The organism is Streptomyces sp. DSM 118878, from assembly GCF_052936595.1.
In genome coordinates, this window is record NZ_CP193622.1 from 6,061,298 (window position 1) to 6,087,290 (window position 25,993).

Here is a 25,993-nt window from a genome sequence, read left to right on the forward strand (position 1 = left end):
CAGGAGTCGAACCATGCAGCTGACAACCGAGCGTGCCCCGCTGTCCACCGGCCGGCGTGACACCGACGGCATGGCCGTCGCCTCCTTCGTCCTCGGCCTGATCGGACTGCTCGTCCTGAACCTCTTCCTCGGCCCCGCCGCGATCGTCCTCGCGGGCATGGCCCTGTGGCGTGGCACCGCCCGCAAGGGGCGCGCGCTGCTCGGTCTGGGCCTCGGCGTGGCCGACCTGGTCGTCCTGGCCTCGCTCGTCGCGATGGACGGCACCGTGTCCTGGGGCGTCGCGGGCTGACACCGCGGGGCGCCGGGTGCCGCACGGCTCGTAGAATCGTGCGCACCATGGCCTACTTCGACCACGCAGCGACCACTCCGATGCTCCCGGAGGCGATCGCGGCGATGACCGCGCAGATCGCCGTCACCGGCAACGCCTCCTCGCTGCACGCGGCGGGGCGGCGGGCGCGACGCACCGTCGAGGAGGCCCGCGAGACGCTCGCCGAGTCGCTCGGCGCTCGGCCCAGCGAGGTGGTCTTCACCTCCGGCGGCACCGAGGCCGACAACCTCGCGGTGAAGGGCCTGTACTGGGCGCGGCGTGACGCCGAGCCCAGCCGCACCCGCGTCCTCGCCAGCCCCGTCGAACACCACGCCGTCCTCGACGCCGTCCACTGGCTGGGCGAGCACGAGGGCGCCACCGTCGAGTACCTCCCCGTCGACGCGTACGGCAGGGTTCACCCCGGCGCGCTGCGCGAGGCGATCGAGCGGAACCCCGACGACGTGGCCCTCGCGACGGTCATGTGGGCCAACAACGAGATCGGCACCATCCAGCCGGTCCGCGAACTCGCCGACGTCGCCGCGGAGTTCGGCGTCCCGCTGCACGCCGACGCCGTGCAGGCCTACGGCCAGATCCCCGTCGACTTCGCCGCGTCCGGACTCGCCGCGGCGACCGTCTCCGGGCACAAGATCGGCGGCCCGTACGGGATCGGGGCGCTGCTGCTCGGCCGTGAGTACAGCCCCGTGCCCGTGCTGCACGGCGGCGGCCAGGAGCGGCACGTGCGCTCCGGGACGCTGGACGTGCCCGCCATCGCCGCCTTCGCCGTGGCGGGGGAACTCGCCGCCGAGCGCCGGGAGCGGTTCGCCGCCGAGATCGGGGCCCTGCGCGACGATCTCGTGGCGGCGGTCCGCTCGGCCGTCCCCGAGGCGATCCTCGGCGGCGACCCGGCCCCCGGGGGCCGGCTGCCCGCCAACGCGCACTTCACCTTCCCCGGCTGCGAGGGCGACTCCCTCCTGCTGCTGCTCGACGCTCAGGGCATCGAGTGCTCCACGGGCTCGGCGTGCACGGCGGGCGTGGCCCAGCCGAGCCACGTCCTGCTCGCCACGGGCACCGACCCCGACCTGGCACGCGGCACCCTGCGCTTCTCGCTCGGCCACACGTCGACGAAGGCGGAAGTCGACGAGGTGGCCGCGGCGATCGGCCCAGCAGTGCAACGCGCACGCTCGGCGGGCCTCAGCTAGGCCTGCTTCGGGCGGGCCGGCTTCTCCGGTCGGGCCCGTGCCTCGCGCACCAGGCGTATGTACCGGTCCCAGTCCCAGTGCGGGCCCGGGTCCGTGTGGTCCGTGCCCGGCACCTCCACGTGGCCGACGATGTGCTTCCGGTCCACGGGCAAGTCGTACCGCCTGCATATCCCGGCGGTGAGCCGCGCCGAAGCCGCGTACATCTCATCCGTGAAAGAGGACTTCTGGTCCACGAAGCCCTCGTGCTCGATGCCGATGCTCCGTTCGTTGTAGCTCTTGTTGCCCGCGTGGAACGCCACGTCCAGCTCGCGGATCATCTGCGCGATGTGCCCGTCCTTACGCACCACGTAGTGCGTGGCGGCGCCGTGGCCCGGGTCCTTGAAGACGCGCAGGGCCGTGTCGTACCCACCCTGGACCACGTGGATCACCACGCGGTCGATGCCGAAGTCGTCGGGGCGGTCCGCGCGCCGCCAGTTGTAGTCCGAGGCCGCGACCCACTGGACGCCCTTGGCGTCGACCTCGCCCTCCTTGCGCTTCTTGTCCACGCCGGGCACCCGCCACCACAGCCGGCCCAGCTCGTCCTTGGCGAGCAGCGCACTGCCCACGGCCGCCGCGGCGCCGCCGATCAGCAGGGTGCGCCGGTCGATGCCGCCGCGCCCCGGCTTCTTCCCACTGTCGGTCTCTGCCCCCATATGATCGTCAACGCTTACTCACGGGCTTCCGGTTCCCGGAGCCCCGTACTCTGTTAGAGCTATGACTTTGACCGAGACCCCGCAGCGCCCCCAGCCGTCCCAGCGACCCCTCCGCGTCCTGGCCGCCATGTCCGGAGGCGTGGACTCCGCCGTCGCCGCCGCCCGGGCCGCCGAAGCGGGGCACGACGTGACGGGAGTGCACCTCGCGCTCTCGGCGAACCCGCAGTCGTTCCGCACGGGCGCGCGCGGCTGCTGCACCATCGAGGACTCGCGCGACGCCCGCCGTGCCGCGGACGTCATCGGCATCCCGTTCTACGTGTGGGACCTCGCCGAGCGGTTCCGCGAGGACGTGGTCGAGGACTTCGTGGCCGAGTACGAGGCGGGACGCACCCCCAACCCGTGCCTGCGCTGCAACGAGAAGATCAAGTTCGCCGCGCTGCTCGACAAGGCGCTCGCCCTCGGCTTCGACGCGGTCGTCACCGGCCACTACGCCAAGGTGATCGTGAACGAGGACGGCACGCGCGAATTGCACCGCGCCTCCGACATGGCCAAGGACCAGAGCTACGTCCTCGGGGTCCTCGACGACCGCCAGCTCGCCCACGCGATGTTCCCCCTCGGTGACACGCTCACCACCAAGGAGGAGATCCGCGCGGAGGCCGAGGCGCGCGGCCTGGCCGTCGCGAAGAAGCCCGACAGCCACGACATCTGCTTCATCGCCGACGGCGACACCCAGGGCTTCCTCGCGAACCGCCTCGGCAAGGCCGAGGGCGACATCGTGGACGAGTCGGGGACGGTCCTGGGCACGCACGAGGGGGCGTACGGCTACACCATCGGCCAGCGCAAGGGCCTCCGGATCGGCACCCCCGCCCCCGACGGCAAGCCCCGCTACGTCCTGGACATCTCCCCGGTGAACAACACCGTGACGGTCGGCCCGCTGGACGCCCTGGACGTGACGGCCCTGACGGCCATCAAGCCCCGCTGGTGCGGCGCGGCCCCCGAGGGCCCCGGCACGTACACGGCCCAGCTGCGGGCCCACGGCGGCGAGACGGAAGTGACCGCCGAGCTGATCGACGGCGCGGAGCTGCGCGTCTCGTTCGCCGAGCCGGTCCGCGGCGTCGCCCCCGGCCAGGCCGTCGTGCTGTACGACGGCACGCGCGTGGTCGGCTCGGCGACGATCGCGACGACGGACCGGTCGACGGCCGCGGTGTAGTAAGCGGATTGCAGGAAAGTCCCGGCGACACGCCGTATCGCACGGCGTGTCGCCGGGACTTTTCTGCGATGAGCGATGAGCGAGGACGACGGGCTCGTGCTACCGCTTCGGCTCCGTGATGACGTCCGGGTCGTAGAAGCAGAAGTGGTCCTTGATCTCGGGCACCTCCTGGTTCGGCTGCGGGTAGGCCCACACGGTGTCGGGCGCGCCGGGGAGCGACCAGTAGGAGGCCGTTCCCTTGAACGGGCAGTACGTGTGCGTCTCCGACGGGGACAGGAGGGCGGTGCGTACGTCCTCCGGCGGGAGGTAGTAGCGCACCGGGCAGCCCGTTTCGTGCAGCAGGAGGGGGCGGGTGCTCTCCGCCACGACCTGCCCGTCGTGCACCACGCGTACGTGGTGGGTGCCCTGCTCGATGGTGATCCGGTGTCCTGCGGTCACTGCTCGGCCTCCTCGGTGAGTGCTCTTCCCCTGTCAGCGCCCGCCGGAGCCGCCTTCTTCCCGAAGGACGCGGGCGGCCTGTCAGTGCCGGACCGTACCGTGAGTCCATGAACATTTGCGTCTTTCTCTCCGCCGCCGACCTCGACGACCGCTACACCCGCCCCGCCCGCCAGTTCGCCGAATTGCTCGGCAAGGGCGGGCACACGCTGGTCTGGGGCGGATCCGAGAGCGGCCTGATGAAGGTCGTGGCCGACGGGGTGGACCAGGCGGGAGGGCGGCTCGTCGGTGTCTCCGTCGATTTTCTCGCCGACAGGGCCCGGGCCGTCTCCGAGCCCCACGAAATGGTGATCGCGCGTGACCTCGCCGAGCGCAAGGCGCTGCTCCTGGCCAAGGCCGACGCGATCGTGATCATGGTGGGCGGCACCGGCACGCTCGACGAGGCCACGGAGATCCTTGAGCTGAAGAAGCACGGCAAGCACACCAAGCCCGTCGTCCTGCTCAACTCCGAGGGCTTCTACGACGGCCTGAAGGAGCAGTTCCGGCGCATGGAGGACGAGGGTTTCCTGCCCCTCCCACTGACCGACCTGGTCTTTTTCGCCGAGGAGCCCGCAGGCGCGCTGGCCTACCTGGAGGAAACACAAGGCATCCGGTGATGCGAGCATGGCGGGTATGGCAACACATGTGATCACCGGGGCGGGCTCCGGCATCGGCGCGGCCGTCGCCCGCCGTCTGCACACACGCGGCGACGACCTCGTCCTGCACGCGCGGGACGCGGGCCGCGCCAAGGAGCTCGCCGCCGAGTTCCCCGGCGCGCGCACGCTCGTCGGCGACCTCTCCGACCCTGACAAGCTCTCCTGGGCCTTCGGGCACCAGTCGCTGCCCGAGCAGGTGGACTCCCTGCTGCACATCGCGGGCGTCGTCGACCTCGGCCCGGTCGGCGAGCTCACCCCCAAGACCTGGCGCCACCAGCTCAACGTCAACCTCATCGCCCCCGCCGAGCTGACCCGGCACTTCCTGCCCCAGTTGCGTCTCGCGCAGGGCCACGTCGTCTTCGTCAACTCGGGCGCGGGCCTCAGCGCGAGCCCCGAGTGGTCGGCCTACGCGGCCTCCAAGCACGGCCTGAAGGCCCTCGCCGACTCCCTGCGCCAGGAGGAGCACGGCAACGGCGTCCGGGTCACCTCGGTCTACCCGGGCCGCACCGCGAGCGCCATGCAGGTCAAGGTCCACCAGCAGGAGGGCAAGGAGTACGACGCCTCCCGCTGGATCGACCCCGAGTCGGTCGCCACGACGATCGTCATGGCCCTGGACCTGCCGCGCGACGCGGAGGTCAACGACCTGACGGTGCGGCCGGGACGATGAACACGTTCGACTGGGGCCCGGCGACCGGCGTCGGGTCCATGCCGGGCGGCGACGCCCGCGAGGCCGCAAGAACCGTCACCGGCAGCTTCGGGGGGCCCGAGCAGGGCATCCCGTTCCTCGCCGAACTGCCCGCGCGCGGTCCCGGCGCCGACATGATCGGCCGTACCGCGGGAATGCTCGTCGACCTGTACGCGCGCGTGGAGCCCAGCGGCTGGCGGATCGGCGACCGTCCAGGCCGGGACACCCGGCGGGCCAGGGCCTGGCTCGGCGAGGACCTCGACGCCCTGGAGGAGTTCACCCAGGGGTACGAGGGCCCGCTGAAGATCCAGGCCGTCGGCCCGTGGACGCTCGCCGCCGCCCTTGAGCTCAGGAACGGCCAGGCCGCGCTCTCCGACCCCGGCGCCTGCCGCGACCTCGCCGGATCGCTCGCCGAAGGCCTGCGCGAGCACCTCGCCGACGTACGCCGCAGGGTGCCGGGCGCCCAGGTGGTGCTCCAGCTCGACGAGCCCTCGCTCATGCCGGTGCTGCGCGGACAGGTCAAGACGGCGAGCGAGTACCGCACCCACCGGGCCGTGGACCGGCAGGCCGTCGAGAGCACCCTGCGCGACGTCCTCGCCGTCCAGGGCGAGGGGGCCACGGTCGTCCACTCCTGCGCGCCCGACGTCCCGTTCGCGCTCCTGCGCCGCGCCGGGGCCGCCGCGATCTCCTGCGACTTCTCGCTGCTCACCGAGCGTGACGACGAGGCGATCGGTGAGGCGGTCGAGGCCGGCACGCGGTTCCTCGCCGGTGTCGTGCCGGGCGTGGACGGCCGATTGTCAGACCCTGCCGGTAGCGTCATGGGTGTCAGGACGCTGTGGCGCAGGCTGGGGCTGAATCCGGGATCGCTCGCGGAGTCGGTCGCCGTCACCCCGTCGTGCGGACTCGCGGGGGCGTCTCCCGCGTACGCACGCGAGGCGCTCGCCCACTGCGTCCGGGCGGCGAGATCGCTCGCAGACAACCCTGAGTAATTGGGTATGACGTAACGGGAGGACGAAACGGTGGCTGTCGAACAGCAAGGCTCTGTGCCCGCCGAGGCACGGGATCAGCATGCCCAGCTGGCCGAACAGATCGAGGAGCACCGCTTCCGGTACTACGTGAAGGACCAACCGGTCGTCAGCGACGCGGAGTTCGACAAGCTGCTGCGCTCCCTGGAGGCCCTGGAGGAGGAGCACCCGGAGCTCCGTACGCCGGATTCGCCCACCCAGAAGGTCTCGGGCGCGTACGAGACGGAGTTCACGGCGGTCGAGCACCGCGAGCGCATGCTCTCCCTCGACAACGCCTTCGACGACGAGGAGCTCGCCGCCTGGGCGGACCGCGTCGCCAAGGACGTGGGCGCGCCGGGGTACCACTTCCTGTGCGAGCTGAAGGTCGACGGCCTCGCGGTCAACCTGACGTACGAGAAAGGCAGGCTGACCCGCGCCGCCACCCGCGGCGACGGCCGCACCGGCGAGGACATCACGCCGAACGTCCGCACGATCACGGACATCCCCGAGCGCCTCAAGGGGGACCGCGTCCCGGACCTGGTGGAGATCCGCGGCGAGGTCTTCTTCCCGATGGAGAAGTTCGAGGAGCTCAACGCCCGCCTGGTCGAGGCGGGCGACAAGCCCTTCGCCAACCCCCGCAACGCGGCGGCCGGTTCCCTGCGCCAGAAGGACCCGCGCGTCACTGCCACGCGCCCGCTGCACATGGTCGTGCACGGCATCGGCGCCCGCGAGGGCTTCGACATCGACTGCCTCAGCCACGCCTATGACCTGCTGAGCGAGTGGGGTCTGCCCACCGCCCAGCACAACAAGGTCGTCGACGGCCTCCAGGGCGTCCGGGACTTCATCGCGTACTTCGGGGAGCACCGTCACTCCGTGGAGCACGAGATCGACGGTGTCGTCGTCAAGCTCGACGAGATCCCGCTCCAGGGCCGCCTCGGCTCCACCTCGCGCGCCCCGCGCTGGGCCATCGCGTGGAAGTACGCGCCCGAGGAGGTCAACACCAAGCTGATCAACATCCGCGTGGGCGTCGGCCGCACCGGCCGCGTCACGCCGTACGCCCAGGTCGAGCCGGTCACCGTCGCGGGCTCCGAGGTCGAGTTCGCCACCCTGCACAACCAGGAAGTGGTGAAGAAGAAGGGCGTCTTCATCGGCGACACGGTCGTCCTGCGCAAGGCGGGCGACGTCATCCCGGAGATCCTCGGCCCCGTCGTGGACCTGCGGGACGGCACCGAGCGGGAGTTCGAGATGCCCGCCGAGTGTCCCGAGTGCGGGACGGCGCTGCGGCCCATGAAGGAGGGCGACATCGACCTCCGCTGCCCCAACGCCCGGTCGTGTCCCGCCCAGTTGCGCGAGCGCCTCTTCTACCTCGCGGGGCGCAAGTCCCTCGACATCGAGAACTTCGGCTATGTCGCCGCCGCGGCCCTGACCAGGCCGCTGGAGCCCGCAGAGCCGCCGATCCTCGACGAAGGCGACATCTTCGACCTCAAGGTCGAGGAGCTGCTCCCCATCAAGTCCTACGTCCTCGACCAGGACTCCGGGCTGCCCAAGCGCGACCCCAAGACCGGCGAGGAGAAGGTCGTCACCTTCTTCGCCAACCAGCAGGGCGAGGCGAAGAAGAACACCCTCGCCATGCTGGAGAACATCGCGGCGGCCAAGGAGCGACCGCTCGCCCGCGTCCTCACGGGGCTCTCGATCCGGCACGTCGGCCCGGTGGCCGCCGAGGCGCTGGCCCGCGAGTTCCGCTCCATCGACCGCATCGAACAGGCCACGGAGGAGGAGCTGGCCGGGGTGGAGGGCGTCGGCCCGACCATCGCGGCCTCCCTCAAACAGTGGTTCACCGAGGAGTGGCACCGCGACATCCTCCGCAAGTGGCGGGCGGCCGGGGTGCGCATGGAGGAGGAGTCGAGCGGCGAGGACGAGGGCCCCCGCCCCCTGGAGGGCCTCACGGTCGTCGTCACCGGAACGCTTGAGCACTACACCCGAGATGGCGCGAAAGAGGCACTTCAGACCCGGGGCGCCAAGGTGACCGGTTCCGTTTCGAAGAAGACCTCCTTCGTCGTCGTGGGGGAGAACCCGGGTTCCAAGTACGACAAGGCCATGCAGGTGAAGGTTCCGGTTCTCGACGGGGCCGGCTTCGCCGTCCTGCTGGAACAAGGACCGGACGCGGCGCGGGAAGTCGCGCTTCCGACCGAGGAGTAGCGGTTGAAGGCCACCCGTTCGGCGCATACCAGATGCATACGGGTGGCCGGGTCGCATTCGGGCAACCGTGGTCGACCGCTGCCCGTGGAAGCCTTCTGCGGCCTACTGTTGAGGTGTGCGCCTGCCGTGCCCCGCTGCGAACGGGGTATCTCCTGCTCATCAGAGAGCTTGGAAGGGGGCATCCCCTACTCGGAACGGGTGAAGAAGCAACCCTCCACTCGTCAGGAGCGTGGGGACGGAAGAACCGGACGCGGCCGACACCAGGCCGAGTCCACAGGGCGTGGGCACCGCCGGCTGTGAGAGGGACGGGAATGGAACCGACCGAAAGCGCCGCCCCGGACTCACGGCTGCGCGCGCGCCAGTGGCGCGCGCCGAGCACCTGGCTGCGGGGCCGCCGCACATCACCGGTGACCGGTACGGGACCGGCCACCGGTACGGGCCCGCCGGGCACAGCCGTGGCGGGAAGCACGGCGGGCAGGCTGAGCACGGTCATCGAGCCCCGCGAGCGGGCGTGGACCTCCGCTCCCGCGCGGGGCACCGAGAACACCGTCCTGGCGGGCGACCCGGGCGCGCACGAACCCCGCGAGCCCTGGCCGCTGTTGCCCGTCCTGGTCGTCACGGCGGCCACGTTCCTGCTCGGTGCCGGGTTCTTCCAGGCACTCGCGGGCGGCCACGCGATCTTTCCCTCCGGCACGGCGGGCTGGGCGCTCGCCATCCTCACCGGCCTCATCGTCGGCCACCTCGTCGCCCTCGGCAGGGACCGCTGGTGGGGCGGCACGGGCTCCGGCGGCGCGCTCACCGTCGCCGTACTGCTGCTGTACGGCTGGATGCCCGCCGGCATGGTCAGCCTCACCGTCGTCGTCCTGGTCGGCGTCGCGCGCAGACACCGCTGGCGCCAGGGCATCCTGCACGGCGCGGTCGACATCATCGGCATCGGCACGGGCGCGCTCACCATGGCCGCCTTCGGTACGGCACCGACGCCCGGCTCGCCCTGGCGGCCCGAGACCTGGGACCTGTACACCGCGCCCGAAGTGGCCCTGGTCGCCGTGGCGTACCTCGTGGTCACCCGCGTCCTGCTCTGGTACGTGCACGCGCCCCGCACCGGCGCGCTGCCGACCGTCACCCGAACGGCCCTGGTCCGGCAGGGACTTCTCGGCATCGCGCTGCTCGGCATCGCCCCGCTGATATGCGTGGTGGCCATCTCCCTGCCGATACTGCTGCCTCTCTTCGCGATCCCGCTCGTCGCCCTCGACTCCACCCTGTGGATCGCCCGCGCCCGGGCCGAGGAGCAGCTCCGCGACCCGCTGACCGGCCTGCCGAACCGGCAGTGGCTCCTGGAGCGGACCTGGACGGCCCTGGACGACGCCGAGCGGATCGGGGCGCGCGCGGCACTGATGCTGATCGACATGGACCGCTTCCGTTCGGTGAACGACACGCTCGGCCACCTGGCGGGGGACCGGCTGCTGCTACAGATAGCGGACCGGCTGCGGCTCGCGCTGCCGCGTGGCGCAGAGGCGGCCCGGCTCGGCGGCGACGAGTTCGCCGTACTGCTGCCCATCGCCGACTCCACGACGTCCGCCACGCGCGTGGCGCGGCAACTGGTCGCCGCGCTCGGCTCGCCGCTCGACCTCGACGGCCTCACCCTCGTCCTGGAGGCCAGCGCGGGCCTCGCCGTCTTCCCGGACCACGCGGTGGACGCGGAGGGGCTGCTGCGGCGGGCGGACGTGGCGATGTACCAGGCGAAGCGGGACCGCACGGGCGTCGAGGTGTACGAGTCGAAGCGGGACTCCAACACCCCCGACCGCCTTGGCCTCCTCGGCGACCTGCGGCGGGCCCTCGACGCGGGCGACGTGGAGCTGCACTATCAGCCGAAGGTCCGCTTCGACGGCAAGGTGGCGGGCCTGGAGGCGCTGGTGCGCTGGGTGCATCCGGAGCGCGGCAAGGTGCCGCCGGACGAGTTCATCGCCATCGCCGAGTCCTCCGGGCTGATGCCGCACCTGACGGAGTACGTCCTGGAGACGGCCCTCGGCCAGGTCGCGAAGTGGCAGGCGATGGGTCTCAAGGTCCCCGTCGCGGTCAACGTCTCGCCGCGTGACGTGCACACCCCCGGCTTCGCCGGAGCCGTCGCGGCCCGCCTCGCCCGGCACGGGGTCCCCGCGGGGGCGCTCCAGCTGGAGATAACGGAACACGTGCTCCTGGAGGACCCGCAGCGCGCCGCGGACACGCTGGCCGGGCTCACCGGGCACGGCGTGAAGATGTCCCTGGACGACTTCGGTACGGGGTACTCCTCGCTGGTGCATCTGCGGCGGCTGCCCGTGAGCGAGCTGAAGATCGACCGGTCCTTCGTGGCCCGGCTTGCCGTGGACAACGAGGACGCGGAGATCGTCCGCTGCACCGTGGACCTCGCGCACTCCCTCGGGCTGCTCGTGGTCGCCGAGGGCGTCGAGGACGACGAGACGTGGGAGCGGCTGCGTGACCTCGGCTGCGACGCGGTGCAGGGGTGGCTGGTGGCCGCGGCAATGCCCCCGGAGGAGACGACCGCGTGGCTGCGGGCGCGGGGCTCACGGGGCTGGCGCCGGCCCGTGGACGTGGCGGCGGAGGCAGCGGCGCTGGCCTCGGCCGACGGCTCCGAGGCGGAGCAGCCCTCGGACCACGTGGTGAACTGACCCCTGGCCCGCCCCCGACACCCGCCGCCGACCAGCCACGCCCAGCATCCGCCACCCCCGCGGTCAGGCACGCCCGGGCCTCGGAGCCTCGGCCGGCTGGACCGGTCGGCCGCCCCCGCGGAACCCGTCGGGGAAACCGTTTAACGGCCACGCCACCCCGCCCCATAGGATTGGGGTCACAACCCGCACACTCACCCCTGAGGATCGCCGCATGCCTGGCATCACGCGCGAGGAGGTCGCCCACCTCGCCCGCCTTGCACGTCTGGAGCTGAAGGCCGAGGAGCTCGACCACTTCGCCGGACAGCTCGACGACATCATCGGCGCGGTCGCCCGCGTCGCCGAGGTCGCCGACCAAGACGTACCGCCGACCTCGCACCCGCTGCCGCTGACGAACGTCATGCGCGCGGACGAGGTCCGTCCGTCGCTCACCCCCGAGCAGGCGCTCTCTGGCGCCCCGGCCCAGGAGCAGCGGCGTTTCAAGGTGCCGCAGATCCTGGGGGAGGACTAAGAACATGACGGACATCATCAAGTTCACCGCCGCCGAGATCGCCGCGAAGATCGCTTCCGGCGAGCTCACGGCCGTCGAGGTCACCGAGGCCCACCTGGCCCGCATCGACGCCGTCGACGAGAAGGTGCACGCCTTCCTGCACGTCGACCGCGAGGGCGCCCTCGCGCAGGCCCGCGCCGTCGACGCCAAGCGCGCCAAGGGCGAGAAGCTCGGCCCGCTGGCCGGCGTCCCCGTCGCGCTCAAGGACATCTTCACCACCGAGGGCATCCCGACCACGGTCGGATCCAAGATCCTCGAGGGCTGGATCCCGCCGTACGACGCGACCGTCACCAAGCGCCTGAAGGCCGCCGACCTCGTCATCCTCGGCAAGACCAACATGGACGAGTTCGCCATGGGGTCCTCCACCGAGAACAGCGCGTACGGCCCCACCGGCAACCCCTGGGACCTCACCCGTATCCCCGGCGGCTCCGGTGGCGGCTCCGCCGCCGCCCTCGCCGCCTACGAGGCGCCCCTCTCCCTCGGCACGGACACCGGCGGCTCCATCCGCCAGCCCGCCGCCGTCACCGGCACGGTCGGCGTCAAGCCCACCTACGGCGGCGTCTCGCGCTACGGCATGGTGGCCTTCTCGTCCTCCCTGGACCAGGGCGGCCCCTGCGCCCGCACCGTCCTGGACGCGGCCCTCCTGCACGAGGCCATCGCCGGCCACGACGAGCTCGACTCGACGTCCATCGACGCCCCGGTCCCCGCGGTCGTCGAGGCCGCGCGCAACGGCAGCGTCGAGGGCATGCGCGTCGGCGTCGTGAAGCAGTTCTCCGGCGAGGGTTACCAGGCCGGTGTCGTCCAGCGGTTCAACGAGGCCGTGGAGCTGCTCACGTCGCTCGGCGCGACCGTCGTCGAGCTGGACTGCCCGTCCTTCGACCTCGGCCTGTCCGCGTACTACCTGATCGCGCCCTCCGAGTGCTCCTCGAACCTCGCCCGGTTCGACGCCATGCGCTACGGCCTGCGCGTCGGCGACGACGGCACGAAGTCCGCCGAGGACGTCACCGCGCTCACCCGCGAGGCCGGCTTCGGGGACGAGGTCAAGCGCCGCGTCATGCTCGGCACGTACGCGCTCAGCTCCGGCTACTACGACGCGTACTACGGCAGTGCCCAGAAGGTCCGCACCCTCATCACGCGGGACTTCGAGAAGGCCTTCGAGCAGGTCGACGTGATCGTCTCCCCGACGACCCCGACCACCGCCTTCCCGATCGGTGAGCGCGCCGACGACCCGATGGCCATGTACCTGGCCGACCTGTGCACCATTCCGACCAACCTGGCGGGCAACGCCGCCATGTCGCTGCCCTGCGGCCTCGCGCCGGAGGACGGCCTGCCCGTCGGACTGCAGATCATCGCCCCCGCCATGAAGGACGACCGTCTCTACAAGGTCGGAGCAGCCGTCGAGGCCGCCTTCGTGGAAAGGTGGGGGCACCCGCTGCTGGAGGAGGCACCGTCGCTGTGAGCGCACTGAACAAGGCCAAGGGCTTCAAGAAGTCCCGGACCGGTACGTACCTGTCGATCGGCACCACCGCGTTCGGCGCGGTGTCCGTGCTGAAGCAGGCCAAGAAGGCCCGCTACGACCACGACACGCTCCGTCTCGTGGACGCCGCTGTCTCCGCTGCCGCCATCGTCACCGGCGTCGCGCTGCTCCTGCGCGAGCTGAAGCGTCTCGGCGACGACGACGTCCTGCTGGGCTGAGAGGGAAAGTTTCACCGTGACTGTCACTACTGACCTGGTGTCGTACGAGGAAGCCCTCGCGACGTACGACCCCGTCATGGGCCTCGAGGTCCACGTCGAGCTCGGCACCAGGACCAAGATGTTCTGCGGCTGCTCGACGACGCTCAAGCAGGAGGCGAACAGCCAGACCTGCCCGACCTGCCTCGGCCTGCCCGGCGCGCTGCCGGTCGTGAACGAGATCGGCGTCGAGTCCGCCATCAAGATCGGCCTCGCGCTGCACTGCGAGATCGCCGAGTGGTGCCGCTTCGCCCGGAAGAACTACTTCTATCCGGACATGCCGAAGAACTTCCAGACCTCGCAGTACGACGAGCCGATCGCCTTCAACGGCTATCTGGACGTCCAGCTGGAGGACGGCGAGGTCTTCCGCGTGGAGATCGAGCGCGCCCACATGGAGGAGGACACCGGCAAGTCCACGCACGTGGGCGGCGCGACGGGCCGTATCCACGGCGCCTCGCACTCGCTCCTGGACTACAACCGCGCCGGCATCCCGCTGATCGAGATCGTCACCAAGCCGATCGAGGGCGCCGGCGAGCGCGCCCCCGAGGTCGCCAAGGCGTACGTCGCCGAGCTGCGCGAGCTCATCAAGGCGCTCGGTGTCTCCGAGGCGCGGATGGACAAGGGCCAGATGCGCTGCGACGTGAACCTGTCGCTGCGGCCGCACGGGCGCGAGGAGTTCGGCACGCGCTCGGAGACGAAGAACGTCAACTCGCTCCGTTCCGTGGAGCGCGCGGCGCGCTTCGAGATCCAGCGGCACGCCGCCGTCCTGAACGGCGGCGGCACGATCGTCCAGGAGACCCGGCACTTCCACGAGGAAGACGGCTCCACGACGTCCGGCCGCATCAAGGACAACGCCGAGGACTACCGCTACTTCCCCGAGCCGGACCTGGTGCCCGTCGCCCCGTCCCGCGAGTGGGTCGAGGAGCTGCGCGCCGGCCTCCCGGAGCTGCCGCGGGTGCGCCGCAACCGGCTCCGCGAGGAGTGGGGCGTCTCCGAGCACGACATGCAGTCGATCCTCAACGCCGACGCCATCGGCCCGATCGTCGCCACCGTCAACGCGGGCGCGGACGCCGCGTCGGCCCGCAAGTGGTGGATGGGCGAGCTGGCCCGGCACGCCAACGAGCAGGGCGTGGAGCTCGGTTCGCTCCCGATCACCCCGGAGCACGTCGCCCGGGTCACCGAGCTCGTCGCCAAGGGTGACCTGAACGACAAGCTGGCCCGCCAGGTCATCGAGGGTGTCCTGAAGGGCGAGGGCACGCCGGACGAGGTCGTCGAGAAGCGCGGTCTGAAGGTCGTCTCGGACGAGGGCGCGCTCACGGCCGCCGTCGACGAGGCCATCGCAGGCAACCCGGGCGTCGCGGACAAGATCCGCGGCGGCAAGGTCGCCGCCGCGGGCGCCCTGGTCGGCGCGGTCATGAAGGCCACCCGTGGCCAGGCCGACGCGGCCCGCGTCAAGGAGCTGATCCTCGACAAGCTGGGCGTCAGCGAGGGCTGACGTCAGCGAAAGCTGACCGCCCGGCCCGCCGTACGCCACAGGGGCGGCGCACCCGTACAGGGTGCGCCGCCCCTGTGGCGTACGCGCCGACGCCCACGCGCCAACGCCCACGCGCGCGACACCTTTTGGACGTTCACTTCGACTTCGGTCCACGGACTTCACATCGAAACCGGACGTCACTAGCGTCCCCGCCGTACAGATCAAATGGATCAGCAGAGAACCATTGACTGTCGGCCAGGACCACAGGGAGGTCATACGTGACTCCGGAGATATCGCGCAGACGTCTGATGGCGGTCGGCGGAGGCGCGTTCGGCGCCGCCGCCGTCGGTTCTTTCCTGCCGCCCTCGCTTCAGCAGGCGCTCGCGCAGGGGCCGCCGAAGGGCCACGGCGGTCTCGACTCGATCGAGCACGTCGTGATCCTCATGCAGGAGAACCGCTCCTTCGACCACTACTTCGGTTCCCTGCGCGGCGTACGCGGCTTCGGCGACCGCAACGCCATCCGGCTGCCGAGCGGGAAGTCCGTCTTCGAGCAGCCCGACGGGCTCCGCACGGTCCTGCCCTTCCCCGTCCGGCAGGCCGCCGAGACGCAGAAGAAGGACCTCCAGTACATCGGCGCGCTCGACCACTCCTGGAACGGCGGCGCCAAGGCCTGGCACGACGGCTGGATGGACGGCTGGATCACCGCCAAGACCGCGGCGACCATGGCGTACTACACGCGCGACGACCTCCCCCTGCACTACGAACTCGCCGACACCTTCACCGTCTGCGACGCCTACCACTCCTCCATCCACACCTCCACCAGCCCCAACCGCAACCACCTGTGGAGCGGCAAGACCGGCTACGAGGCGGGCGGCGAGCGGGCCGTCGACAACGACGCCTACGCCGAGGGCACCCACCCCGGCTACGGCTGGGGCACGTACGCCGAGCGCCTGGAGAAGGCCGGCGTGAGCTGGCGCACGTACACGGAGTGGGAGAACTTCACCGACAACCAGATCGAGTTCTTCACCACCTTCAAGGCCATCGCCCGCAAGGTGCTCGCCAAGACCGGCCTCACCTACATGGAGGCCTTCTACGCCAAGGTGCGCGACGCCAAGGACGAGACCAAGCGCGCGCGACTGCTGGCCGACCTGGAGGACGGCGTCCGCACCCTCGACAAGCGCGAGCGGTCCCTCTTCGAGCGCGGGCTGCGGCGCGTGCCCACCGGCACGCTCGCGCAGAAGTTCGCCGAGGACGTCGCCGACGGCAGGCTCGCGAAGGTGACGTACCTGGTGCCCTCCGCGCTCGACTCCGAGCACCCCAGCGTCTCCTCGCCGGTCCACAGCGCGACCATCGTCTACAAGGTCCTCGACGCGCTCGCCAAGAACCCCGAGGTGTGGCGCCGTACCGCCGTCTTCATCAACTACGACGAGAACGACGGCTTCTTCGACCACGTCCCGCCGCCCGTCCCCGGCGGCGACTCCGAGGCGGAGCGGGCCGAGCGCTGGAACGGCAGGCCGACCGGGCTCGGCGTACGCGTGCCGATGCTCGTCGTCTCGCCGTGGACCGTCGGCGGCTACGTCAGCTCCGAGGTCTTCGACCACACCTCCGTCGTGCGCTTCCTGGAGAGGTGGACCGGCGTCAAGGAGCCCAACATCGGCGCCTGGCGCCGCAAGGTCACCGGCGACCTCACCGGCGCCTTCGACTTCCGGCAAGCCCACCGCGCGCCCGGCATCGAGCAGCCGGGGCCCATCCCGGCGTTCAGCGGCCGATGGGCCCCGAAGCCGCCGCAGGTGCAGGCCATGCCCGTCCAGGAGCCCGGCGTCCGCCGCGCCCGCCCGCTGCCGTACCAGCCCGACGCGGACGCGCGGCCGGGCGAGAACGGCGAGCTCGCCGTGCGGCTGCGCAACGGCGGCCGCTCCAGCGCGCACTTCGCGCTCTACCCCTACGCGGGCGAGTTCACGGCCCCGCAGCACCAGGACGTCGTGCGCAAGGGCTCCTGGACCGTCCCGGTGACCGGCGGCCGTTACGACTTCACCGTCACCGGACCGAACGGCTTCCGGCGCGAGTTCACGGGCAGCGAGGAGGGCGGCGCGCGGCTCACCTCCGCGATCACCCGCCGCGAGATCCACCTGACGCTGGCCAACCGGGGCCGCGGGGAACTCGTCTTCACGGTCAAGCCGCTCGGATACGTGGACGAGGACGACGTCAGGTCCCGGACGCGGACCGTCCGCGTCAGGTCCGGCAACAGCCGCACCCTCGCCTGGCGGACCGACGACGAGCACGGCTGGTACGACGTGGAGGTCACCGCCGACTCCGACACCGCGTTCCGCCGCCGGCTCATGGGCCACATCGAGAACGGACGCGCGAGCGTCTCGGGCTGACGCCCGGCGCGGGTGCGCGGAGTGGGCCGTGAGGCCGCCGCGCACCTTTTGGGCCCTTGGGGGCTCTTGTGAGTCAGGCCACGAAACGGACCAAGGATCATCAAAGGCTGCCAAAGTGGCCGAGGCGAGCGTGTCGCCGCTCATGTGTTCTTTGCGGGCTGTATCCGGCTGTACGCCGCTGTTCCCGGTGAAGATCAACAAAACACCCAGGGAGCCGGTCCGTGGCAGCACTTGCCCGCTGGTGCGTCAGGCACCGCCTTGTCGTCGTTCTGCTCTGGCTGCTCGCCCTCGGCTCCACGGCGGCGGCCGCAGCCGTCGCGGGGAGCGCGTACTCGAACGACTACGAGGTCCCCGGCACCGAGTCCGGCCGCGCGACGCAGCTCCTGGACAAGGGGTTCCACGGGCTCGGCGGTGACAGCGACACCGTCGTCTGGCGCACCGGACCCGGCACCTCCGTGCGCGCGGCCGACGTCGAACAGGCCATGTCCGACACCCTCGACGACATCGCCGCACTGCCCGCCGTGGCCTCGGTGGCCGGCCCCTACGGTGACAAGGGGGCCGGGCGGATCAGCGAGGACGGCCGCACCGCCTACGCCACCGTCACCTTCCGCGAGCAGGCCGACGACATCGCCGAGGCCGACGCCCGGCGGGTCGTCGACATCGCCGAGGGCGCCGAATCCTCCGCTCTCCAGGTCGAGCTCGGCGGCACCGCCATCGGGCTCACCGAGTTCAAGAGCGCCCAGGTCGCCGAGATCGTCGGGGTGGCCGTCGCCGCCGTCGTGCTCTTCCTCGCCTTCGGCTCGCTCGCCGCGGCCACGCTGCCGATAGCCACCGCCCTGGTCTCCGTCGGCACGGCGTACGCGGGGATCGTGCTGCTCGGCCATGTCATGACCGTCGCGGACTTCGCACCGATGCTGGGCACCCTGATCGGCCTCGGCGTCGGGATCGACTACGCCCTGTTCATCGTCACCCGGCACCGCAAGGGCCTCAAACGGGGCCTGCCCGTGGCCGTCGCCGCCGAGCGTGCCGTCGCCACCACCGGGCGCGCCGTCGTCTTCGCGGGCGCCACCGTCTGCATCGCCCTGCTCGGCATGCTCATCCTGCGGCTCGGCTTCCTCAACGGCGTCGCGATCGCCGCCTCGCTGACCGTCGTCCTCACGGTCGCCGCCGCCGTGACGCTGCTCCCCGCGCTGCTGTCCCTCATCGGCCCGCGCGCTCTCAGCCGCGGTGAGCGGCGCCGCCTCGCCGAGCACGGGCCCCGGCCGGAGCTGCCGACCGGGTTCGCCGCCCGCTGGGCCGCCTTCGTGGAGCGCCGGCCGAAGCTGCTCGGCGCCCTCGCCGTCCTCGTCATGGCCGTGCTCGCGCTGCCCACCCTCACCCTGCATCTGGGCACCTCCGACCAGGGCAACAACCCCGAGAAGGCCACCACCCGGCAGGCCTACGACCTCCTCGCCGAGGGCTTCGGGCCGGGCGTCAACGGCCCCCTGACGCTGGTCAGCGAGGTCTACGGCGCCGGTGACCGCATCGCGCTCGACGGCCTCGGCACGGTGCTGCGGACGACCGAGGGTGTCGACTCCGTGAGCCCGGTGACGTACGACGGACACGGCCGCACGGCCTTCCTCACCGTCGTCCCCGACTCCGCACCCCAGTCGCAGGCGACCAGCGCGCTCGTCGACCGACTGCGCGACGACGTCCTGCCGAAGGCAGAGGCGGGCAGCTCCCTGGACGTGCGGGTCGGCGGCGTGACCGCGAGCTACGACGATTTCGCCGAGGTCATCGTCGAGAAGCTGCCGCTCTTCGTGGGCGTGGTCATCGGCCTCGGCTGCGTCCTGCTCCTGCTCGCCTTCCGCTCGATCGGCATCCCGCTCAAGGCCGCCGTGATGAACGTCGCGGCGGTCGCCTCCGCCTTCGGCGTCGTCGTCGCGGTCTTCCAGTGGGGCTGGGGGAGCGAACTGCTCGGCCTCGGCAGGGCCGGGCCGATCGAGCCGTTCCTGCCCGTGATCATGGTGTCCGTCCTCTTCGGCCTCTCCATGGACTACCAGGTCTTCCTGGTCAGCCGGATGTACGAGGAGTGGTTGGAGACCGGCGACAACCGGCGCGCCGTGCGGGTGGGCCTCGCCGAGACCAGCCGGGTGATCAACTCCGCCGCCGTCATCATGATCTCCGTGTTCCTCGCCTTCGTGCTCAGCGGCGACCGCGTCATCGCGATGTTCGGCATCGCCCTCGCCGCGGCCGTGGCGCTCGACGCCTTCGTCCTGCGCACACTCCTCGTACCCGCGCTGATGCATCTGCTCGGCGGCGCCAACTGGTGGCTGCCGCGCGGCCTCGACCGCCTGCTGCCGCGCATCAGCATCGAGCCGCCCGAATGTCGTTCGAACGCAGACGGCGCGCGTGGCAAGATCCCCGGACAGAGGGACGCAGCAGACGACACAAGCGGGGTGGAAGACCGGGATGTTCGCAACATCGCTGGGTGAGAACGCCGAACTGAGGCCGCTCGAACCGTGGCAGGCCGAGGAGTTCCTGGAGCACGTCGAACGGGCGCGGGAGTACGCGGGGCCGTATGTGCCCCTGACCGTCCTGGCCAAGGACCTCGAATCGGCGCGGGGCGTGCTCCAGACGTACGCCGACAAGCAGGCGGCCGACACCGGGCGCCTGTACGGCATATGGCTGGACGGCACCCTGGTCGGCGGCGTCCTGTTCCGGATCTTCGACACCGGCGTCGACGGCTGTGAGATCGGCGTCTGGCTGGAGCCGTCGGCGGCCGGGCGCGGCCTGGTCAACAGGGCGTCGCGCGAGCTCATCGACTGGGCCGTCGACCAGCGCGGCATGCACCGGATCGAGTGGCTGGTCTCCTCGCGCAACGAGCGCAGCAAGGCCGCCGCCGCGCGCCTGGGGTTCACCAAGGACGGCGTGCTGCGGGAGAGCTTTCCCTGGCAGGGAATCCGCCACGACATGGAGGTCTGGTCCGTGCTGGCGCCGGAGTGGCGAGCCTTTCGTTAAGGAGGCTCTCAGACTGCGTCCGTACGGTGCGTCGCATGGCTACCAAGACAGATGACGCGGCCGGGGCGAAGGATGCCTCCGGGGCCGAGGACGCCGCCGAGAACGAGGAAGTGACCGGATCCGAGACGTCGGAACCGAAGAAGGATGCGGCCGCGGTCGACGTCACCAAGACCGCTGAGCCGGCCGACGCGTCGCCCGACGCCGAGACCGACGAGGACGCGGACGCGGACGACGCGGACGACGACGAGTCCGACGTGGTGTCCGAGGCGGCTGCCAAGCCCGCCGGGTCCGCGGGCGTCGGCCAGGGCGCCGCGGCCGTCGTCTCCGTCGCGCTCGGCGTCGTCGGCCTCTCCGGCGGCTGGCTCGGCACCGTCGCGGGCGCCCGCTCGAACATCGTCGGGCAGCTCGAGACCGCCCAGTCCGCGAGCGTCGCCAACCAGATCCAGGCCCTGTACGGGGACTCCTGGAAGATCACCGCGCTGATCGCCGGCGTCTTCGCGCTCGCGGCGCTGGTCATCGGCTTCATCGTGCTGGTCCGGCCCGCGTTCGGCGCCCCCGGCAAGGAGCAGGCGCCCTGGATCAAGTCGGTGTCGTGGGCAGGCGTCGCGCTCGGCGTGATCGGACTGCTCCTGGCCATCGCCAAGTACTCCGACCTGCTGCTCGGGCTGCCCTCAGCGCCTTCCTAGCCCACGGCGACCACGCATAAGGCAGGGGCGGGGCAGGGGCTAAGGCCCCTGCCCCGCCCCTCGTCGTACGTAAGGCCTCCGCTCCCGCACAGATGCGGCACTCGCCCGATGTGAGGGACCCCCCTGGGACACCAGAGTGGAGCCGTCGCAAAGAGCGACGACACCACCGGGACCCGAGGGGTACGAGATGTTCGAGTACGAGATGCACCAGATGCGCGCCGCCGAGCTGAGCCGGGAGGCCGACCGCCGTCGCCTGGTCCGCGAGGTCCGCCGGAGCCGCGCCGCCGCCCGCCGCTCGGCACGCGACGAAGCCGGGGGGCGGGTGAGCCCGCCCGCCCGGAAGGCCCGTTTCGCACGGGCCGCATGAGATGGGAGGCGGGGCGGGAACGGTTCCGCCGAAGATCACTTCTCGGCCGTCCGGTGCCGTGCGGGACGGACACTGTGCGATGCTCGCCGCTGTGGAGACCAGGTCCGTGAGCCCGGTGTTCGTCGGCCGCGCCGATGAACTGGCCGTACTGAACGAAGCCCTCGTCCGCGCCACGGGCACCCCGCCGACAGGAGCGGGGGGCCCGGGCACGGGCGAGCCCCAGGCGTTGCTGCTCGGCGGGGAGGCGGGCGTCGGCAAGACCCGCCTGGTGGAGGAGTTCACCGAGGCGGCCGAGAAGCGGGGCGCCGTCGTCGCGCTCGGCGGCTGCGTCGAGATCGGCGCGGACGGCCTGCCGTTCGCCCCGTTCTCCACCGCCCTGCGCGCCCTGCGCCGCCGCCTCCCCGAGGAGCTGGCCGCGGCCGCCGAGGGCCAGGAGGAGGAGCTCGCCCGGCTCCTGCCCGAGCTGGCAGCCCCCGCCCCGCACGGCCACGGCCCCGGCAGCCGCTCCGACGAGCAGGGCATGGCCCGCCTCTTCGAGCTCACCGCCCGCCTCCTGGAACGGCTCTCGCGCGAGCGCACGGTCGTCATCGCCCTGGAGGACCTGCACTGGGCCGACACCTCCACCCGGCACCTCCTCGCCTACCTCTTCCGCACCCTGCGCGGCGGCCGTCTCGTCCTCCTCGCCACCTACCGCGCCGACGACATCCACCGCCGCCACCCGCTGCGCCCCCTCCTCGCCGAACTGGACCGGCTGCGGACCGTGCGCCGCATCGAACTCGGCCGCTTCAGCAAGGACGAGGTCGCCCGTCAGATGGCCGGCATCCTCGCGGCCGAGCCCGAACCCTCCCTGGTCGACGAGGTGTTCGACCGCTCCGACGGCAACGCCTTCTTCGTCGAGGAACTCGCCGTCGCCGCGCACGGCGGCAGCCGCGCGGGCCTGACCGACTCGCTGCGCGATCTGCTCCTCGTACGCGTCGAGGAACTGCCCGAGGACACCCAGCGCGTCGCGCGCATCGTCGCCGAAGGCGGCTCCACCGTCGAATACCCGCTGCTCGCCGAGGTGGTGGGGCTCGGCGAGGACGACCTGATCGAGGCGCTGCGGGCCGCGGTCGGCGCCAACATCCTGCACGCCTCGCCCGACGGCGACGGCTACCGCTTCCGGCACTCCCTGGTCCGCGAGGCCGTCAGCGACGACCTGCTGCCCGGCGAGCGCTCGCGCGTCAACCGCCGCCTCGCCGAAGCCCTGGAGGCCGACCCCACGCTCGTCGCCGCCGACCAGCGCGCCGCCCGGCTCGCCACCTACTGGTACCACGCGCACGACGCCGCCAAGGCCCTGCCCGCCGTCCTGCGCGCCTCCGTCGAGGCCCGCAGACGCCACGCCTACGCCGAACAGCTCCGCCTGCTGGAGCGGGCCATGGAGCTGTGGGACGACGCCCCCGAGGACGTACGCGAGGAACTCCGCCCCACCGACTACGTGGAGAGCTACCCCGCCTGCGGCAGCGACCCCGCCGAGCCCCTGCGCTATCTGGACCTGATGGCCGAGGCCACCGTCGCCGGACGGCTCAGCGGCGAACGCGACCGCGCCCTGAAGATCACCAAGCGCGCCCTGCGGCTCCTCGCCGACGAGCACGGACCTCTCAGGGAGGCCTGGTTCTGGGTCGCGCGCTCCCGCCTCGTCTCCACCCTCGGCCGCGGCGACGGCTGGGACGAGATCGCGAAGGCCCAGGAGCTGATGCGCGGCCTGCCGCCCTCCGAGGTGCACGCCGACGTCCTGGTCCACCGCGCCTCCTGGGGCATGCTGCACGCCCCGGGACCCGAGACCATGGCCGCCGCCGAACGGGCCGTCGAGTACGCCCGCATGGTCAAGGCCGACACCATCGAGCTGAACGCCCGCCTCACCCGCGGCAACCTCCTCATCGAGGCCGGCGACCCCGTGACCGGCCTCGCCGAGATGTACGAGGTCAGGGACCGCGTCGTCGAACAGGGCCTGGTCACCGACCTCAGCCGCGCCCACATCAACCTCCCCTCGGCCCTGGAGGGCGTCGGCCGCTCCGCCGAGTCCGTCAAGGTCGCGATGGAGGGCATCGCGTTCTGCCGGAAGTACGGCCTGATGGACACCGAGGGCTGGGTCTGGGGCAACGCCGCCGAGTCGCTGCTCTCCCTCGGCCGCTGGGACGAGGCGGCCGAAGCCGTCGTCCACACCCACCGCTGCGCGCAGAGCGCCAAGCCCCGCGGCTCGGCCGCCCAGTGCTCCGCGCGCATGGCGCTCTACCGCGGAGACCACGCCGCGGCCACCCGGTACCTCCAGAGCGCCCACCACCACTACGGCAGCCACGACCCCCAGCCGCAGTACATCCTGCCGCTGGCCTGCATCGCCCTCGGCATCGCCGCCGCCGAGGGGCGCGTACTGGACGGCCGTGCCGAGGTCGGGCGCGGCCTCGCCGCCGGGCTGCCCTTCGGCACCTACAAGTACGGCTGGCCGCTGCTCCTCGCGGCCGCCACGATGGAGGCCGACGCCCGCGGCCTGCCCGCCGCCGAGCCCGGCCGCCCCGACGCCGTCGCCCGCATCCGCGAGGTCACCAAGTCCCTCGCCACCCCCATCCCGCTCTGGCGCGCCTACGACGAGTGGACCCGCGCCGAGCTCCTGCGCTCCGAGGACCGCGACACCTCCGCCGACTGGACCGCCGTGGTCGCCGCCGTCGAGCCGCTCGACCGCCCCTACGACCTCGCCCGGGTCCGCCTCCGCCTCGCCGAGTCCCTCCTCGCCCAGGAACGCACCGACCGCGCCGGTGCCGCCCGGCTGCTCCGCCAGGCCCGTGAGGTGGCCGAGCGGCTCGGCGCCAGGCCGCTGACCGACGCGATCACCGGGCTCGCCCTGCGCGCCCGCCTCACCCTGGACCCCGACGAGCCCGCGCGGACCCCGGCCGCCCCCGCCGACCCGGCCGAGGCGCTCGGCCTGACCAGCCGGGAGCGGGACGTCCTGCGCCTGGTCGCGGTGGGCCGCAGCAACCGTCAGATCGCCGCGGAGCTCTTCATCTCCCCGAAGACGGCGAGCGTCCACGTCTCCAACATCCTCGCCAAGCTCTCCGTCACCGGCCGCGGCGAGGCCGCCGCGCTCGCCCACCGCCTGCGCCTCTTCCCGCAGAGCGGTGACCGCGCCGAGGTCGGCGGCTGACCTGCGACGACACGCCCCCGGCCGGTTTTCGGTCCGGTCGCCTACGCTGGACGGCAGGATCTCCACTCCGAGGAGGCGCAGTGTTCAACGCGATCGAGGCCCTGTTCGCTCCCGGGCGCAAGCACACCGACGACGAGCAGAAGCGGCTGGAAACGACCCGCGTCGATCTCGCCGACGGCGATCCCGGCCGCGGCCCGATAGACCTGACCTCGGGCAAGGTGGTCGTGCGCCCGCCTGTTCCCGCGCCCCGCGAGGACGAGGCCGACGAGAGTCCCGGGGCCTGAAGCCACTTCACGCGGCCTGAAGCTACTTCACGCGCACCTCAAGGATCTTGTCGTCGCCCTTCTCCGGCGTGCCCCTGGTGTCCGTCTCGTTCGTGACCACCCACAGCTTGTCGCCGCCCGCCGCGAGCACCGTGCGCAGCCGGCCGTACCGGCCCTCCAGGAACGCCTGCGACTCCGGCTCGCCGTCCACGCCGCGGACCGGGACGCGCCACAGCCGCTCGCCGCGCAGTCCCGCCATCCAGACCGAGCCCTCGGCGTAGGCCACGCCGCTCGGTGAGGCCTCGGAGGTCTTCCACTGGGCGACCGGGTCGCGGAAGCCCTCCCCGCCCTCCTTGCCCTCCGCCTCGGGCCAGCCGTAGTTGCCGCCCGCCTTGATCTCGTTCAGCTCGTCCCAGGTGTCCTGGCCGAACTCCGACGCCCACAGCCGCTTCTGCTCGTCCCAGGCGAGGCCCTGCACATTGCGGTGGCCGAGGGAGTAGACCTCCGAGCCGTCGAACGGATTGCCGGGAGCGGGCTCGCCCTCCGGCGTGACGCGCAGGATCTTGCCGCCCAGCGACTTCTTGTCCTGGGCCAGGTCCGTGTCTCCGGTCTCGCCCACGCCCGCGTACAGCATCTTGTCCGGGCCGAAGGCGATCCTGCCGCCGTCGTGGTTGGAGCCCTTGGGGATGCCCTTGAGGATCGTGTCGGGCGCGCCGAGCTGCCGGCCGGAGGGCTTCTTCTCGTCGTACGGCATGCGGACGATGCGGTTGTCGGACTCCGTGGTGAAGTACGCGTAGACCATGTGGTCGGAGGTGTACGAAGGGGAGAGCGCGAGGCCGAGCAGGCCGCCCTCGCCGCCGGGGGAGACGCCGGGCACCGAGCCGATCCGCGTCTTCTTGCCCGTCTCGGCGTCGACCCGGGTGATCGTCCCCTCGTCGCGCGAGGACACGAGCAGGTCGCCCTCGGGCAGCGCGGCGAGGCCCCACGGCGACTTCAGACCGGTGGTCAGGGTGCGGGTGACCTTCGCCGAACCCTTCTCCGGCGGGGCGTCGGGGCCCCGCTTCCCGGTGGCGGACCCGCTGGACCTCCCGGAATCCGGGGGGCTCTCGCGCTCGCCGGGCCCGTCGCCGTCCCCGGACGAGCAGCCGACGGTGAGGGCGAGGGCGGCAGCGGCGGCCAACACGGCGGTAACAGCAGGTCGTTGCACGATGAGATTCCCTTCGACGCGGCGCTTCCCCTGTTCATACACCGCTCGCGCTCCATGAGTTCCCACGGCG

General features: G+C 71.9%; 22 protein-coding genes. 19 read left to right on the forward strand and 3 right to left on the reverse strand.

The features are described 5' to 3' along the window. Nucleotides 1-13: 13 nt before the first annotated feature. Together ACRAKF_RS27045 and ACRAKF_RS27050 are read left to right on the forward strand one after the other, a co-directional pair. Nucleotides 14-289 (forward strand): DUF4190 domain-containing protein, encoded by a 276-nt coding sequence (locus ACRAKF_RS27045; protein WP_447040145.1) that lies wholly within the window; start codon nucleotides 14-16, stop codon nucleotides 287-289. A gap of 47 nt (nucleotides 290-336) precedes the next feature. Next, nucleotides 337-1,506 (forward strand): cysteine desulfurase family protein, encoded by a 1,170-nt coding sequence (locus ACRAKF_RS27050; RefSeq protein WP_447040146.1) that lies wholly within the window; start codon nucleotides 337-339, stop codon nucleotides 1,504-1,506. Here the strand turns inward: ACRAKF_RS27050 and ACRAKF_RS27055 are convergent. Beyond that, nucleotides 1,503-2,198 (reverse strand): N-acetylmuramoyl-L-alanine amidase, encoded by a 696-nt coding sequence (locus ACRAKF_RS27055; RefSeq protein ID WP_447040147.1) that lies wholly within the window; start codon nucleotides 2,196-2,198, stop codon nucleotides 1,503-1,505. The two genes, ACRAKF_RS27050 and ACRAKF_RS27055, sit on opposite strands and share 4 nt — an antisense overlap. A gap of 67 nt (nucleotides 2,199-2,265) precedes the next feature. Here ACRAKF_RS27055 and mnmA point away from each other — a divergent pair, with 67 nt between their 5' ends. Beyond that, nucleotides 2,266-3,408: a tRNA 2-thiouridine(34) synthase MnmA gene (mnmA, locus tag ACRAKF_RS27060; RefSeq protein WP_447042202.1), complete on the forward strand. Its 1,143-nt coding sequence runs from the start codon at nucleotides 2,266-2,268 to the stop codon at nucleotides 3,406-3,408. 99 nt (nucleotides 3,409-3,507) lie between these two features. Here mnmA and ACRAKF_RS27065 read toward each other — a convergent pair whose 3' ends face one another. Beyond that, nucleotides 3,508-3,846, reverse strand: a complete 339-nt coding sequence (locus ACRAKF_RS27065; protein WP_447040148.1) for a DUF427 domain-containing protein — start codon at nucleotides 3,844-3,846, stop codon at nucleotides 3,508-3,510. A 107-nt stretch (nucleotides 3,847-3,953) separates the two neighbouring features. Between ACRAKF_RS27065 and ACRAKF_RS27070 the strand changes: the two genes are divergently transcribed. The 16 genes from ACRAKF_RS27070 to ACRAKF_RS27145 all read left to right on the forward strand — a co-directional run bounded on the left by ACRAKF_RS27070 (nucleotide 3,954) and on the right by ACRAKF_RS27145 (nucleotide 24,737). Next, the gene (locus tag ACRAKF_RS27070) at nucleotides 3,954-4,499 is read left to right on the forward strand and encodes an LOG family protein (RefSeq protein ID WP_447040149.1); all 546 of its coding nucleotides are present in this window, start codon (nucleotides 3,954-3,956) and stop codon (nucleotides 4,497-4,499) included. A gap of 7 nt (nucleotides 4,500-4,506) precedes the next feature. Then, nucleotides 4,507-5,205, forward strand: a complete 699-nt coding sequence (locus ACRAKF_RS27075; protein ID WP_447040150.1) for an SDR family oxidoreductase — start codon at nucleotides 4,507-4,509, stop codon at nucleotides 5,203-5,205. Continuing rightward, nucleotides 5,202-6,212: a methionine synthase gene (locus ACRAKF_RS27080; RefSeq protein WP_447040151.1), complete on the forward strand. Its 1,011-nt coding sequence runs from the start codon at nucleotides 5,202-5,204 to the stop codon at nucleotides 6,210-6,212. The genes ACRAKF_RS27075 and ACRAKF_RS27080 overlap by 4 nt, the downstream gene beginning before the upstream one ends. A gap of 30 nt (nucleotides 6,213-6,242) precedes the next feature. Further along, nucleotides 6,243-8,426 (forward strand): NAD-dependent DNA ligase LigA, encoded by a 2,184-nt coding sequence (gene ligA / locus ACRAKF_RS27085; protein ID WP_447040152.1) that lies wholly within the window; start codon nucleotides 6,243-6,245, stop codon nucleotides 8,424-8,426. Between the two features lie 551 nt (nucleotides 8,427-8,977). Next, on the forward strand, nucleotides 8,978-11,092 hold the full coding sequence (locus tag ACRAKF_RS27090) for a putative bifunctional diguanylate cyclase/phosphodiesterase (RefSeq protein WP_447042203.1): 2,115 nt from the start codon (nucleotides 8,978-8,980) through the stop codon (nucleotides 11,090-11,092). Between the two features lie 211 nt (nucleotides 11,093-11,303). Next, the gene (gene gatC, locus ACRAKF_RS27095; protein ID WP_447040153.1) at nucleotides 11,304-11,600 is read left to right on the forward strand and encodes an Asp-tRNA(Asn)/Glu-tRNA(Gln) amidotransferase subunit GatC; all 297 of its coding nucleotides are present in this window, start codon (nucleotides 11,304-11,306) and stop codon (nucleotides 11,598-11,600) included. Nucleotides 11,601-11,604: 4 nt separating this feature from the next. Further along, the gene (gene gatA / locus ACRAKF_RS27100; protein ID WP_447040154.1) at nucleotides 11,605-13,098 is read left to right on the forward strand and encodes an Asp-tRNA(Asn)/Glu-tRNA(Gln) amidotransferase subunit GatA; all 1,494 of its coding nucleotides are present in this window, start codon (nucleotides 11,605-11,607) and stop codon (nucleotides 13,096-13,098) included. Then, nucleotides 13,095-13,334: a hypothetical protein gene (locus ACRAKF_RS27105; RefSeq protein ID WP_447040155.1), complete on the forward strand. Its 240-nt coding sequence runs from the start codon at nucleotides 13,095-13,097 to the stop codon at nucleotides 13,332-13,334. Before gatA ends, ACRAKF_RS27105 begins: the two co-directional genes overlap by 4 nt. A 16-nt stretch (nucleotides 13,335-13,350) precedes the next feature. Beyond that, entirely contained in the window at nucleotides 13,351-14,865 is a 1,515-nt protein-coding gene (gatB, locus tag ACRAKF_RS27110; RefSeq protein WP_447040156.1) for an Asp-tRNA(Asn)/Glu-tRNA(Gln) amidotransferase subunit GatB, read from the forward strand. Between the two features lie 257 nt (nucleotides 14,866-15,122). Beyond that, nucleotides 15,123-17,225, forward strand: a complete 2,103-nt coding sequence (locus tag ACRAKF_RS27115; protein ID WP_447040157.1) for a phosphocholine-specific phospholipase C — start codon at nucleotides 15,123-15,125, stop codon at nucleotides 17,223-17,225. 221 nt (nucleotides 17,226-17,446) lie between these two features. Beyond that, nucleotides 17,447-19,699, forward strand: coding sequence for an MMPL family transporter (locus tag ACRAKF_RS27120; protein WP_447040158.1), 2,253 nt, complete (start codon nucleotides 17,447-17,449; stop codon nucleotides 19,697-19,699). After that, complete coding sequence (locus tag ACRAKF_RS27125) at nucleotides 19,677-20,225, forward strand: GNAT family N-acetyltransferase (protein WP_447040159.1); 549 nt, start codon at nucleotides 19,677-19,679, stop codon at nucleotides 20,223-20,225. Before ACRAKF_RS27120 ends, ACRAKF_RS27125 begins: the two co-directional genes overlap by 23 nt. A gap of 35 nt (nucleotides 20,226-20,260) precedes the next feature. Beyond that, nucleotides 20,261-20,911, forward strand: coding sequence for a hypothetical protein (locus tag ACRAKF_RS27130; RefSeq protein WP_447040160.1), 651 nt, complete (start codon nucleotides 20,261-20,263; stop codon nucleotides 20,909-20,911). 187 nt (nucleotides 20,912-21,098) lie between these two features. After that, entirely contained in the window at nucleotides 21,099-21,278 is a 180-nt protein-coding gene (locus tag ACRAKF_RS27135) for a hypothetical protein (RefSeq protein ID WP_447040161.1), read from the forward strand. 79 nt (nucleotides 21,279-21,357) lie between these two features. After that, complete coding sequence (locus ACRAKF_RS27140; RefSeq protein ID WP_447040162.1) at nucleotides 21,358-24,453, forward strand: helix-turn-helix transcriptional regulator; 3,096 nt, start codon at nucleotides 21,358-21,360, stop codon at nucleotides 24,451-24,453. A gap of 80 nt (nucleotides 24,454-24,533) precedes the next feature. Beyond that, nucleotides 24,534-24,737, forward strand: coding sequence for a DUF6191 domain-containing protein (locus ACRAKF_RS27145; protein WP_447040163.1), 204 nt, complete (start codon nucleotides 24,534-24,536; stop codon nucleotides 24,735-24,737). A gap of 22 nt (nucleotides 24,738-24,759) precedes the next feature. Here the strand turns inward: ACRAKF_RS27145 and ACRAKF_RS27150 are convergent, their stop codons facing one another. After that, on the reverse strand, nucleotides 24,760-25,965 hold the full coding sequence (locus ACRAKF_RS27150; RefSeq protein WP_447040164.1) for a PQQ-dependent sugar dehydrogenase: 1,206 nt from the start codon (nucleotides 25,963-25,965) through the stop codon (nucleotides 24,760-24,762). Nucleotides 25,966-25,993: the final 28 nt, after the last annotated feature.

Coding starts and splice junctions, on each gene's coding strand:
- ACRAKF_RS27045 (WP_447040145.1), top strand. CDS start 14: ATGCAGCTGACAACCGAGCGTGCCCCGCTGTCCACCGGCCGGCGTGAC.
- ACRAKF_RS27050 (WP_447040146.1), top strand. CDS start 337: ATGGCCTACTTCGACCACGCAGCGACCACTCCGATGCTCCCGGAGGCG.
- ACRAKF_RS27055 (WP_447040147.1), bottom strand. CDS start 2,198: ATGGGGGCAGAGACCGACAGTGGGAAGAAGCCGGGGCGCGGCGGCATC.
- ACRAKF_RS27070 (WP_447040149.1), top strand. CDS start 3,954: ATGAACATTTGCGTCTTTCTCTCCGCCGCCGACCTCGACGACCGCTAC.
- ACRAKF_RS27075 (WP_447040150.1), top strand. CDS start 4,507: ATGGCGGGTATGGCAACACATGTGATCACCGGGGCGGGCTCCGGCATC.
- ACRAKF_RS27080 (WP_447040151.1), top strand. CDS start 5,202: ATGAACACGTTCGACTGGGGCCCGGCGACCGGCGTCGGGTCCATGCCG.
- gatC (WP_447040153.1), top strand. CDS start 11,304: ATGCCTGGCATCACGCGCGAGGAGGTCGCCCACCTCGCCCGCCTTGCA.
- gatA (WP_447040154.1), top strand. CDS start 11,605: ATGACGGACATCATCAAGTTCACCGCCGCCGAGATCGCCGCGAAGATC.
- ACRAKF_RS27125 (WP_447040159.1), top strand. CDS start 19,677: ATGTTCGCAACATCGCTGGGTGAGAACGCCGAACTGAGGCCGCTCGAA.
- ACRAKF_RS27130 (WP_447040160.1), top strand. CDS start 20,261: ATGGCTACCAAGACAGATGACGCGGCCGGGGCGAAGGATGCCTCCGGG.
- ACRAKF_RS27135 (WP_447040161.1), top strand. CDS start 21,099: ATGTTCGAGTACGAGATGCACCAGATGCGCGCCGCCGAGCTGAGCCGG.
- ACRAKF_RS27140 (WP_447040162.1), top strand. CDS start 21,358: ATGCTCGCCGCTGTGGAGACCAGGTCCGTGAGCCCGGTGTTCGTCGGC.